This window comes from Paraglaciecola sp. (assembly GCF_051252315.1).
Classification (GTDB): domain Bacteria; phylum Pseudomonadota; class Gammaproteobacteria; order Enterobacterales; family Alteromonadaceae; genus Paraglaciecola.
The window spans coordinates 55,767-67,387 of record NZ_JBPOFP010000013.1 but is presented as its reverse complement, the minus strand read 5'-3'; the positions used below and the strand labels follow the sequence as shown (position 1 = coordinate 67,387).

Sequence of the window (11,621 nt, the reverse complement as noted above, 5' to 3'; positions counted from 1 at the left end):
CCTCTACCATTCTTTCACTACGGAAAACGAAAAAAAGTTATTATTTTTTAACGCCTTGCTTGATTTGGTTTAATGCCCAAAGTTAAATGGTTAAGTCACGTTTTGTTATGGCAGAACATGAACCAGCATGAAGTGGATAACAAGGCCCAATTGAAAGTTCTGATTGATTTACGCGCTACACCTAAATCTATTGAACCTAAAGATGTAAAAGGGTTAAATGGATTAAATAGGTGTTCAGAAAAGTGATTAAAAAGGATTAAACATGTCACACACTGTGAATTTGAAATGTTATTGCGGCTCACTTAAGGGCACGCTAGAAGTGGTGCCCAAGTCATTTTTTCATGTGCACTGTTTATGTTGTGACTGTCAAAAATTTGCAGCGCATTTAGGTAATCAAGAGCGTATATTAGATGAACATGGCGGTTCAGAATTATTTCAAACCTATCCTGCATATTTTAAAATATCTGAAGGCGCTGAGCATCTTAGATGTGCCACACTGACTCCAAAAGGAATTTATAGATGGCATACTGCGTGTTGCAATATGCCGGTAGCCAATACCATGACGTCGGCAGCTATGCCTTTTGTGGGAGTGTCTGTAAAGTTAATGCAATTTTCTGATGAAACAGAAAAACAAAAGGTATTAGGGCCTGTTACCTTAAAAGCATTTGGTAAATACGCTATACAAGGCACGCCTGCAGATACACATCCAACATTCCCTCGCACATTTCTACCTAAAATCATTTGGTTCATGCTTAAAGGTTTTTTGGGTAAGAAGTCTAAACCTTCATCTTTATTTAAAGGTAACGCACCTATTACCAAACCTTACTTATTACCCAAAACGGACTAAAGAGTAATGAGTTCGTACTCCGGTTATTCAGGCTCTACTCTGGAATACCTACTTTGAGTTGGCCTAAAAAGTCTCTTTTACCCAAAGGAACACCCTTTAATCTCAACATGTCGTAAATAGTCGTGGCATGGAAATAGACATTAGGCAGGGCAAAAGATTGCATAAAATTTTCAGTGGTAAAAGGCACACTTTGATCGCTAAATTTAAAATATAGCGGTTTACCAAACCTCGCATTTACCTCTTCTTGATTAAACTTTTTTAATGCGTCGCTGGTATCGGTTAGATGTTTAATCAGTCCGGCATAATCTAAGTTTTCAAGTGAAGTTTGAGGTGGCCTGAATTCACCATCAAACATGCCTTGTACTCCAGCTAACGCGTTGTGTGCCGCGATGTTGATTTGAGAATGAAATGGCAACATGTCATCGGCCAAGCGCATATTAAGTATTTCACCTATCTCGATGTTTTGTGTTGTAAAAAAATCTAATCCCTTTTGCATCACGCCCGCTGTTGCGTCTAATGTGCGAATTAAATTGGGGACAGTAATGTCATATAAACTAAGCATGTGGCACATCCTATTTTTAGTGGTAATTTTACGATTTTGTTTGTTTAGCAGAGTACCTAGACCTGAATTTACATTTAAAAATTTCTTTCTACAGCTCTCAGAAATGAGAGTCGTCTAAACATTGAATCAGCAAGAATCGCGTTATTGTTGTAAAACTGACTGTAACCAAGCTTTGGCGTCTACTTCTGTTTTAAAAATTTTAGCTGGAGTATTTGATTCACGAAGAGAAGCTTGTTCATTTCTTGATATATGAATGAGTGCGGCGTTGCTCGCAACATTTGCTCTTGCTAAGCAGTTTTGCGTCTCTAACCATTTAAAGTGTTGATTTGCAATTTGATGGGCTTCTCGGGTGCTTCCTTCATAATTGAGCATGTTATATAGCATGCAAAAATTAGCGCCTTTCATGTCATTAATAATCGCTTCAACTCGTAAGCGTACTTTTTGAGAAGCAACGTCATTAAAGATGCCATTGAGAGTAACATAAATAACAGCTTGCTCTGCTGAGACTGCGTAATCACCATGTTCGGTCATTGCTCCCTCCTTCTTTTCTTTCCTTGTTTATTTTTATACTAACCAAGCTCATGTTTAATTCATAGTGTTGTTACATTACAAAATTTAAATCTTGATTAAGAAACAGTCACTAACAAAATCAAAAAGATTAGTAGTATCAGAGTACATAAAAATAGATTAGTTCATGGAGAGAAACATAAATAACCCGAATTCAGGAAAATTGGGACTCACCGAGTAATCAACTAGTTTCAACGAACCGTCTAATTTCACCCAAAAAACAGCCTAATTATTTTGTTTTTCTCTGTGCGTGGCGTGAATAATTACCGAGCTGGAACAAGCTCGGTTTGCAACCATTCTTGTAAACTCGAATATTGCGATGAGGCTTTTGAAAAATCGTGAGTGTTCGAATGTTCAGTAGGAATAGCTACGCAGTTTATACCCGCAGATACGGCGGCTTGCATACCGTGTTGAGTGTCTTCTATGGCGACACATTGTTGTGGTGTTTTATTAAGCTCTTGCGCTGCTTTTAAGTAACAATCTGGGTGAGGTTTACTATTTTCTACATCTTCAACTGCCACTATGCTCGAAAAATAAGGGGCTAATTCGTAAGCTTCTAAGGTTTTGTAGACCGATGCTTTGCTACCTCCTGTGACCACTCCCAAGGTATAACCAGCTTTAAAAGCAGTGATTACCGCCTCTTTAGCATACGGCATTAACGGAAATGCTTGATGTTTTAAGTAGGCGGTAACTGAATCGAATTTTTCTTTTGCTAACACATCAGCAGATACATCTAAGTCAAAATGAGCAATCACATCGTATGCATTTTGTAAGGTGGGAACGCCAGCCATAACTTCGCTATAAAACACATCATCAATTGTGGCACCATAGGCATTAGCCACTGTTCGCCATAGTTCACAATGCACCCGCTCAGAGTCAACGAGTGTACCGTCATGATCAAACAAAATGGTATTGGTTTGGTGATTTACAGCAAGTGGTGGCATTAGTCATTTCCTACTTTAGATGCGTACTTTTGAGGAATGTAAGCCTATCACCTATTGTTCAAGGTGAAACTAGAATTCATTATTGTTTCTGTTCTTCTAGTTTCAGCTTGGTGTAAAATGACTCGAGTGAGCATATGGTTTTTTTTAAAAGGTAGTTATGAAGAATATTTTTTTACGGGCGATTGAGTTAATTGAAGAGGATAATTGGCACGCAGCCCATGAGTTAGTGCAGGACGAACCCTGTCAGTTTGGTTCTTTGTTACACGGTTATTTACACCGTATTGAAGGCGACCTTTCTAACGCTAGATATTGGTATCGACGGGCTAATCAACCTACCTTGGAAAATAGCTTAGAAGATGAGTTAGCGAGAATTAAACAACTGGTAATTAATCGCTAATTACCCATTAGTTTTTCTAATTCAATTCGTTCAAAAAATGTACGTTGTGCCGTGCTTGATCTATCATTAAAATCCGCGCCTGTTTATCAACCTAACGTCCTAATGACCAATAGAGGGTTAGTAGTACGTTAATTTTTGAAGTAGTAAAAATGGACAATGCAGAGTTTATACAGATACGCCGCTTTATTCTAAAATTGGGAAAAATGCTGCATAAATACGGCTCACCTTCGTTTCGTTTAGAGGCGTATCTAAATGAAGTCGCAACACATTTAGGTGTGCACGCTTCTTTTAATTCTACGCCTACCTATCTGACTATGGTGCTTTGGAGCGATGGCCACGAAGACGAGTACAACCACTCTGCGCGGATGCAGCCGGGAGAACTAGACATGAACTCTTTGTCTAGGACTGATGAATTAGCCTATGAGTTATTGTCAGGCAACATATCCCTTGCAGAAGCGAATATTTGTTTAGATAAAATTGACGCCATGCCTAGTCCTTATGGTAAGAAATTAACTGGTTTGGCTTTTGGCATGTCAACCGGTGCATTTGCCATGTTAATGGGAGCGGGTTGGTCAGAGATAATGTATTCCGGGTTATTGGGTGTCATGGTGTACTTTTGGACACTTTGGGCAATACGTTCAAAACGCGTGAGCTTAATGTTAGAGCCAGTTGCCTCATTCTCTGTGGGTTTTATGGTTTGTGTGATTAACCATTATTCTTCGTCAGGCTTTAATATCTGGCTAATTATTTTGTCTTCTTTAATTATTCTTGTTCCAGGTTTGTCTTTGACTATGGGACTGGCTGAATTGTCCTCTCGAAATATGATTTCTGGGACAGCACGAGTTATGGATGCTGTAATGCAGTTATTTAAATTGTATTTTGGCGCATTCCTAGGTGTCAGTTTAGGCTACCATCTGTTTGGCCAGCAAGAGTTGGCGCAAGCCGCAACTTTGCCTATCTGGGGAAATTGGTTGGGGGTCTTGTTACTCAGTGTGGGGCTAATCGCTATTTTTCGTACGCGTTTAAGGCATGTGCCATGGGCAATCGCGACAACGTTTATCGCCTACAGTGTATCAACTTGGAGTTCGGTGTATCTAGAAAATGGACTTGGCGCTTTTGTGGGGGCGTTTTCGCTGGGTGTATTCGCCAATGTCTTCTCGCGTCTAGCCAATGCTCCATCTACCATAGTGGCAATGCACGGTTTAATAGTGTTGGTGCCGGGCTCAAAAACTTATATTGGCTTGAACTCGTTTATATCAGGCCACGATATAATGAAAACCGATCATATTGGTCAGGAAACTTTTTTGATCTTGATGTCGCTGGTGGCTGGTTTAATATTTGCTAATGTCGTGGTGCCGACTAAAAAAGCGCTTTAATTGCTAGGTTTTTGTTAAGCAATGTAACTTGTTGTCGTTTTAGTTTTGATATGAGTTATTTAACCTGAACTCGGGATAATGAGTGTCGTTTAAAATTTATTTTTATAAGTAATTCAATCGCTTACAAACATTATTCTAGTTATGTTTGGGGTAAGGATGACTCGATGACGAAATTTTTCGTGTATAGCAAGGCGGATTTTAGTACGTAATAACGTGTTATTGCTAGATAATCCAACGCCGCTAGGCACAAAAAGAGCGTTATCGAGAGGCTCGGCTTATCCCGAGTGCAGGTTATTTACTAAACACTTTTCCACCGATTAATTTAAACGCTGGGGTACCTCTTACTAAGGTATCTCTGGCAAATATCGTGCTGCATTTAGGGCAAGTACATGACGTTAGTGTAAAGTCTTTACTGATACGCTGTTTAAAACACTTAACAAGCGCTCCTTTGCCACCTTTACGGTATTTAAACAACTGAGTTTTACACTGACTACAATACACATCAATTGATGATTCGGGTGCTTTCTTATTTGGCTTGGCCATTGAACGTTCTAGACAGTTAGGTTAACTTTTTCGTGTTGGTTGTTAAGGTTTAGTAATATTAAGCTTAACAACCAACACGCGTAAATTAGGCTTGTTGCGTAGCTTGGTTGATAAGGCTAACTTCACGTTGAGGGAAAGGAATTTCAATACCTTGCTGTTTAAATGCATCATAAATGGCTAAGTTTGCTGCATATTTAAATTCAAAGTATTGATAGGTAGGGGCTAAAAACCGAATGCCGATATTGATACTGCTATCGGCAAATTCATCGATGCCTACTGTGGTACCGCGCTCGGTATTGATACCTTCTATGCCTTGTAGAACTTCTTTAATTAAGTTGATGACTTGGTGTGGATCAGATTTATAAGCCACACCTACACACAACTCTATTAATTTTTCTTCTTTCGAGTTATGCATGATTTCACCCACCACAAGACGGTTAGGTATTTGAATGTGCACGTCGTCTTCGTCAACCAATATGGTGTAAGCCAAATGTACACTTTCAACTAGGCCTGTTTGGCCTTGAACACTTAAGGTGTCACCCACTACAAATGGACGAGTAATGATAATAGTAAGTCCTGCCGCGTAATTCGATAGCATGCCTTGCAATGCTAAACCTGCACCTAAAGACAACGCACCTACTATGGCAATTAATGGTGTCACACTTATGCCTAGTCGCGCTAACACCATCATGATAACAATAACCAAAACAACTAAATGGGCAGAGTTACCAATAAACCGACTCAAGGTGACATCGATTTTTTTGCCAATCATTAAGCGTTCAACCGCTTTTCCAAGCTTTTTAGCAATCAGATACCCGACTGCCAAAATAATTAATGTCACCACAATTTGTAAGCCATTATTCATCAGGTATTGGGTGACTGTGTTGGAGATTGTTTGTAGTTGTTCGATTTCTTCGTTCATAAAGGTGTGTTCCAAATGGACTAGTTTTATGGCGTTATCATAAAGCAATCGCCGTGGTCATCAAGTAATTCAAAGGGGGACGGTAAAACTATTCAGATGTAAACGCAGTGCAGATATCTTGACCTAAAGCTCAGAACATTCGCTATATTGCGTAATCCCCCTGTAGACGGGTGTGTTTTATGATGTAACACTTAGCTTCAATTAACCCGTGTTCGGGTTTAATAATAAAAAATTTAGTCGTAGACATTATAAAAGGCATCACTTTATGGTCGTAAATGCAGCTTCAGGCAATTCTTCGGATACTGATAATTTAGGCACTCCTTTCACATTAGCTAATGGCAAAGGGGTGAAAAATCGATTATTCAAATCAGCTATGAGTGAGCAATTAGGCACAAAAGCATATAACCCTTCTGCAGGTTTGAGCACCTTGTATGCACGTTGGGCCAAAGGTGGAGTGGGTATTGCGGTGACTGGAAACGTGATGATTGATCGCACTGCTTTAGGCGAACCCAAAAATGTGGTGCTTGATGAGCAAAGCGATTTAACCGAGTTTGCTAAATGGGCAGCGGCTGGTACCCAAAACGCTACTCAACTATGGATGCAGCTTAATCATCCAGGTAAACAAATCCCCAACTTCTTAAGTAAGGAGCCCGTTGCGCCGTCAGCTATTTCTCTCGGTCGTGGTTTAGATAAAGGTTTTAATACGCCTAGAGCTTTAACCGAGGCTGAAATTTCTGACATTGTGAATAAATTTGCAACCAGTGCTAGATTGGCAAAAGAGGCTGGATTCTCTGGTGTACAAATTCATGGGGCTCATGGATATTTAGTCAGCCAATTTTTATCACCTCGGCATAATCAGCGTGATGATAAATGGGGTGGTAGCTTAGATAATAGAATGCGATTTGTATTGTCGGTTTATCAGGCTATTCGTGAACAAGTGGGGGAAGCATTTCCTATTGGCATAAAGCTAAATAGTGCTGATTTTATGAAAGGCGGATTCACCGAAGAAGACTCTATGCTTGTGGTGCAATCTCTTAGTCAGGCAGGCATAGATTTAATTGAAATATCCGGTGGTACCTACGAAAGTCCATCTATGATGGGTGATAAGGCTAAAAAGAAAAGCCCTGACGAACCTAAAAAAGAGAGCACCTTAAAACGTGAAGCGTACTTTCTTGATTACATGGAAAAGGTGCGTAAGTTAGTGAGCACTCCCTTAGTAGTTACAGGAGGTTTTCGTAGCGGAACAGCTATGAACCAGGCCTTGCAAAGCGGTGCTACGGATTTTATAGGTATTGCTAGAACGATGGCCATTGATCCTGAGTTTCCAAATAAACTGGTTGCTGATAACCAGCATAGTATGCCTCTAACGGTACCGACTACTGGCAAACCAGCGCTAGATAAATTGGGCATGGTGGGACTCGTTTGGTACGAACATCAAATGTGGCGCTTAGCAAAAGGTAAAGACGCTAAAGCTAATTTAAGTGCCTTGGGTGTTGTGTTAAAAACCATGTTGAGTGCTGGTTTAAGTGCTTTTAAACAACGCCGAGCCTAGGGGCTGTTGATCTTTTCTGTATGTTTTTGCAGCGAGTTACGCGGTATTTATACAACGAAGCACGATTGTGGTGTAGTTGTTCTACATGAATGAGTGCTGAAGCAGTAAAAATGCCGCGTAAACGCTGTCCTACGGATTCATCTTAAAAGCTTTTTACTCTTTGTTGCAGCTTCTCGACTTAATCCATTAGGCCTTCAAAGCTGCGCCTCGATTACAAAGCTTTTAATTAGAACAAAATATATATAGCAAAGATCAACAGCCCCTAGTTAAGTTTAGTCATAACTTCTATTAAAATACAGATATACATATCTCCAATAAAAAACAGTGACTATGAAAAATATTGAAATATATGAACAGCCCATTGCGTTATACCAGTTACTAAAATTAGAAGCCTTGGTATCGAGTGGCGGAGAGGCCAAGGCCGTCATTGATGACAGCCGCGTTTTAGTTAATGGTGCAGTGGAAACTCGTCGCCGCAAAAAGGTCATGTCGGGTGACGTAATCGAATTTGAAGATCAACAATTTAAAGTCGTATTAAAATAATGCTTTTAGGCTCGTGTTATATTTTAGTCATTATTTGTGTTAAAGCGTTTTACCATAGGATTAGAAATGAAAATAGAAGTCAATTTACTAGAAGGTCAAAAACTAGAAGCTAGTTTTGGTAAACACAAAATTGTGAGTGATCAAAGCATCACTGCTGGTGGTGATGAGTCCCACCCTGAACCCTTTGATTATTTTTTGGCAAGTATGCCTTTGTGTGCCGCTTTTTATATTCGTAAGTTTTGTGAGCAAAGAGATATCAGTACACAAGGTATTGTTGTCACTCAAGACAATACCAATGTGGGTGATGACAAGTATCAAAAACGTTTTAGTCTTAAGGTGACTTTGCCGGAGAACTTCCCTCAAAAGTATAAAAAAGCCTTACTCGCTTCTGCTAATACTTGTACTGTAAAAAAGGTTATTCAAGCCATGCCTGAATTTGAAATATCCATTGCTGAATAATATATTAATTTAATTAAACGAAACTTAGGTTAGTTAAAATCGCTAAAGGTAAGAACTTGGTTTTTACCTTTATCTTTGGCTACATATAAGGCTTTATCTGCTTTATTTATCATAGCCTCAAATGACTGCGAGTTATTTTTTTCAGTTTCAAAAATGCCTTTGGTTGAACCTGCTACTCCCAAGCTAGCGGTAACCATTAGTCGTTCATGGCTTATTTGTAACTCTAAAGATTCGATTTCTTTTCTAATACGCTCAGCATGTATGATGGCTTTATCTTGGGTGGTTTCAGGTAAAAATACGATAAACTCTTCTCCTCCCCATCTTGCAGATATATCCCCTTTTCTACAGGATTTAGCAATACAAACGGCTATTTCTACTAAAATTTTGTCTCCAATATTGTGGCCATATTTATCGTTAAAGGCTTTAAAATAATCGACATCAATCAGGATCACCGAAGCGTCTCGTTTTTCTCGAATGATGTTTTGCCAAATAGGACGGCTTAAGTTTTGAAAACCTCGACGGTTATTTAATTGAGTTAACACATCTGTGTGGGCGTAATTTTCTGCAACAAGTTTATCGAGTTGGGCTAAACGAAACTGTCTCGCCAATATGACGGAGAGCAAGATAGCTTCAAAGGCCATGCCTACCTCGATGGCTTTGAATGTATAATCGTTATAAGGCACGATAAATCCAGCCACTGCTAATGTAGAAATGGTAATACATAGTGCGGCAGTGACTGACGACAGTATAAATATTAAGGCAAAGGGTCTATTGGCACCAAAGGCACGAACACCCATAACAACATGTAAGATTACGAAACTGGTGTTAAGCAAGAAAGCCAAGACCATGGCAAAAAATAGCTGGTCAAATATAAAACCTATCAACATGCCTATTGGAATCAATAGAGTTGTACTCACAACAAACTTGTCTAATTTAGGCGCATAACTTTTAGTTTGTAAGAGTATTCTCGCGAAGTGCAGCCCCGCGATGCTGTACGTTATCATTAAAAATATATCTAACCAATCTTGGAAATAGACACCGAAGTCGTAAGTGATAACTGCGTGCAATTGCCCTGTATATGACAAACTATTTAAAACAAAACCTATTAGGTAAACACTGTAAAGGCCATATTCAGGTTGCTTGATAAAAATGTACAAAACGAGGTTATATAGGGCGAGGGCAAGCATAATTCCGTACAAAAAACCGTACTGATAACTTGCTGAAATGTCCCTTTTTATCGCATTATCTTGTGAGTTGAAGGCAATCGGTATCGCCATAGGCCCTTTAGATTCAACACGTATATAGATTTCGGTAACTCCGGGAGAAAAATCATATTCAAAAGCATAGAATTTATACGCCATGGGTCTTTCTTCGAAGGGATAACCATCACCCCCTTCAATATGTTGAAGAATATTTTTATCGTTTAATAACCAAGTATCGATATAATCTAACCAGGGAGTTTCAATGGACAAGCGGTATTTCTGTAGGTTGGTTTTGTTATTCAACACAGTGAACTTCAACCAAACTGGGTTAACACCAATACCCAAAGATATAGAATCACTTGCCCCAGTCTTTGTGGTTGAACTATTGAAACGTTTTTGAGCATCAGTCAGCGATAGTTTTTTGTCAGTTTCTTGAAAATACTCAACACTTTTGCCAACCGTTCCTCCATGAAATTCTGGTATAACGACAGGTGAGGCATTCAGGTTAAAGCTAAAAATAATAAAGAGTAAAGTTGAGATGAAGCGTGATGACTTCAAATTTAATCGTGGTATTAAAGACATTTCTTGATGTAACTCAGCAACAAATTGCAACGGTAGAAGAGTGTTTTTATTCATTGCATTAATTATAGCAGTTAATTATAAGTCAATCGATACCTGTGTTTCATGGGTAAAACATATACTCGGCGAGGATCAAGTTTGTTAAAATTATGCGAGATGTGATTGATCGTGCTTTTACAAAGAATAAAGTTACTGGTTAACTTTATTCTCAGAATCAAAAGTTTTTTAATCAGAAAAGAGGCGTTATGAATAGAGTTAATAGGGTTAATTTTAAAGCGACATATTTATTATTGTTCCTTATGGCCAACTCAGCATTTGGCAGTGAAAAAAACATATTGCTTGACGGTGATCTATCAGCTATTCACAACGATGCACAAGTAGGTAAAACAATTGATAAGCCCAAAGCCGCGGTGTTAATGATCCATGGATGGGCTAGTCAAATGAATGAAGTCGGAGATATGTATTTACACCTAGCTAATAGGTTAGCCGTTGATGGTTACGCCTCTCTGCGAATTAATGTCAGAGGTGAAAGTGAAGGTGTTAAAACTAATTTCAGACTCACTAGTTCTTTTAGTTCTCGTTTAGCAGATGCACAGGTTGGGTTTAACTACTTACAAAAAATGTATCCTGACACTCCCATCGCATTGGTAGGGTTTAGTTTAGGCGGCGCCACTGCTTTAGCTTTAACAAGTAATAATCCAACTAAAATTGATAGTATGGTTTTATGGTCGAGTGCGGGGAACCCTTCAGAATTGGTTGATTCGCTGCCTAAAGACGTCGTGAAAAAGGCCATGGATAAAGGACAAGCCAAATTAAAATTATGGACTGAATTAACCCTAACTCGTGAACATATTGAAGGCATGTTAGGCCACGATATTTTCCATGGGTTAACACAATATAATGGTGCATTATTATCTATTCGCGGCAGTGACGATTATCTCGAGCCCCAAGAATCAATCATTTTTAAACATGCGAATGCGACTCCAGAAGAATTTATATTGATCAATGGTGCCGATCATATTTATCATTCCCTGACTGCCGACGCTCCTTATGTTGAACAAGTGTTAAAACATACTGTTAATTGGTTCAAAGATACAATGCCTGTCCGTCAATAATCCCTTTTAAAGA

The 11,621-nt window shown here is 39.0% G+C and carries 14 protein-coding genes; 8 read left to right on the top strand and 6 right to left on the bottom strand.

Annotated elements, in window-relative coordinates:
* Nucleotides 1–72: 72 nt before the first annotated feature.
* Nucleotides 73–246: a hypothetical protein gene (locus ACSHXM_RS04375; RefSeq protein WP_435687513.1), complete on the top strand. Its 174-nt coding sequence runs from the start codon at nt 73–75 to the stop codon at nt 244–246.
* Nucleotides 247–262: 16 nt separating this feature from the next.
* Nucleotides 263–847, top strand: a complete 585-nt coding sequence (locus ACSHXM_RS04370) for a DUF6151 family protein (RefSeq protein WP_435687512.1) — start codon at nt 263–265, stop codon at nt 845–847.
* A 34-nt stretch (nt 848–881) separates the two neighbouring features.
* Here the strand turns inward: ACSHXM_RS04370 and ACSHXM_RS04365 are convergent, their stop codons facing one another.
* From ACSHXM_RS04365 to ACSHXM_RS04355, 3 genes are all read right to left on the bottom strand, one after another.
* Complete coding sequence (locus tag ACSHXM_RS04365) at nt 882–1,409, bottom strand: DUF1993 family protein (RefSeq protein ID WP_435687511.1); 528 nt, start codon at nt 1,407–1,409, stop codon at nt 882–884.
* Nucleotides 1,410–1,550: 141 nt separating this feature from the next.
* A complete protein-coding gene (locus ACSHXM_RS04360) occupies nt 1,551–1,940 on the bottom strand; it encodes a hypothetical protein (protein WP_435687510.1) in 390 nt (129 codons plus the stop codon).
* A gap of 299 nt (nt 1,941–2,239) precedes the next feature.
* On the bottom strand, nt 2,240–2,920 hold the full coding sequence (locus tag ACSHXM_RS04355; RefSeq protein ID WP_435687509.1) for an HAD family hydrolase: 681 nt from the start codon (nt 2,918–2,920) through the stop codon (nt 2,240–2,242).
* Nucleotides 2,921–3,077: 157 nt separating this feature from the next.
* Between ACSHXM_RS04355 and ACSHXM_RS04350 the strand changes: the two genes are divergently transcribed.
* Together ACSHXM_RS04350 and ACSHXM_RS04345 are read left to right on the top strand one after the other, a co-directional pair.
* Nucleotides 3,078–3,317, top strand: a complete 240-nt coding sequence (locus ACSHXM_RS04350; protein ID WP_435687508.1) for a hypothetical protein — start codon at nt 3,078–3,080, stop codon at nt 3,315–3,317.
* Nucleotides 3,318–3,466: 149 nt separating this feature from the next.
* Nucleotides 3,467–4,693: a threonine/serine ThrE exporter family protein gene (locus ACSHXM_RS04345; protein WP_435687507.1), complete on the top strand. Its 1,227-nt coding sequence runs from the start codon at nt 3,467–3,469 to the stop codon at nt 4,691–4,693.
* A 291-nt stretch (nt 4,694–4,984) separates the two neighbouring features.
* On the opposite strand, the gene ACSHXM_RS04340 is transcribed toward ACSHXM_RS04345, so the two are convergent.
* Together ACSHXM_RS04340 and ACSHXM_RS04335 are read right to left on the bottom strand one after the other, a co-directional pair.
* Entirely contained in the window at nt 4,985–5,236 is a 252-nt protein-coding gene (locus ACSHXM_RS04340; protein WP_435687506.1) for a hypothetical protein, read from the bottom strand.
* A gap of 85 nt (nt 5,237–5,321) precedes the next feature.
* The gene (locus ACSHXM_RS04335) at nt 5,322–6,158 is read right to left on the bottom strand and encodes a mechanosensitive ion channel family protein (RefSeq protein ID WP_435687505.1); all 837 of its coding nucleotides are present in this window, start codon (nt 6,156–6,158) and stop codon (nt 5,322–5,324) included.
* A 265-nt stretch (nt 6,159–6,423) separates the two neighbouring features.
* On the opposite strand from ACSHXM_RS04335, the gene ACSHXM_RS04330 reads away from it, so the two are divergent.
* The 3 genes from ACSHXM_RS04330 (at nt 6,424) to ACSHXM_RS04320 (ending at nt 8,712) form a co-directional block, all read left to right on the top strand.
* Nucleotides 6,424–7,710, top strand: coding sequence for an NADH:flavin oxidoreductase/NADH oxidase family protein (locus tag ACSHXM_RS04330; protein WP_435687504.1), 1,287 nt, complete (start codon nt 6,424–6,426; stop codon nt 7,708–7,710).
* A gap of 330 nt (nt 7,711–8,040) precedes the next feature.
* On the top strand, nt 8,041–8,253 hold the full coding sequence (locus ACSHXM_RS04325) for an RNA-binding S4 domain-containing protein (RefSeq protein WP_435687503.1): 213 nt from the start codon (nt 8,041–8,043) through the stop codon (nt 8,251–8,253).
* 66 nt (nt 8,254–8,319) lie between these two features.
* Nucleotides 8,320–8,712, top strand: a complete 393-nt coding sequence (locus ACSHXM_RS04320; protein WP_435687502.1) for an OsmC family protein — start codon at nt 8,320–8,322, stop codon at nt 8,710–8,712.
* 29 nt (nt 8,713–8,741) lie between these two features.
* Here the strand turns inward: ACSHXM_RS04320 and ACSHXM_RS04315 are convergent, their stop codons facing one another.
* Entirely contained in the window at nt 8,742–10,550 is a 1,809-nt protein-coding gene (locus tag ACSHXM_RS04315; RefSeq protein WP_435687501.1) for a sensor domain-containing diguanylate cyclase, read from the bottom strand.
* 188 nt (nt 10,551–10,738) lie between these two features.
* Here ACSHXM_RS04315 and ACSHXM_RS04310 point away from each other — a divergent pair, with 188 nt between their 5' ends.
* Nucleotides 10,739–11,608 carry an alpha/beta hydrolase gene (locus tag ACSHXM_RS04310; RefSeq protein ID WP_435687500.1) on the top strand — a complete coding sequence of 290 codons (870 nt, stop codon included), beginning with the start codon at nt 10,739–10,741 and terminating at the stop codon, nt 11,606–11,608.
* The last annotated feature ends 13 nt before the right edge of the window (nt 11,609–11,621 follow it).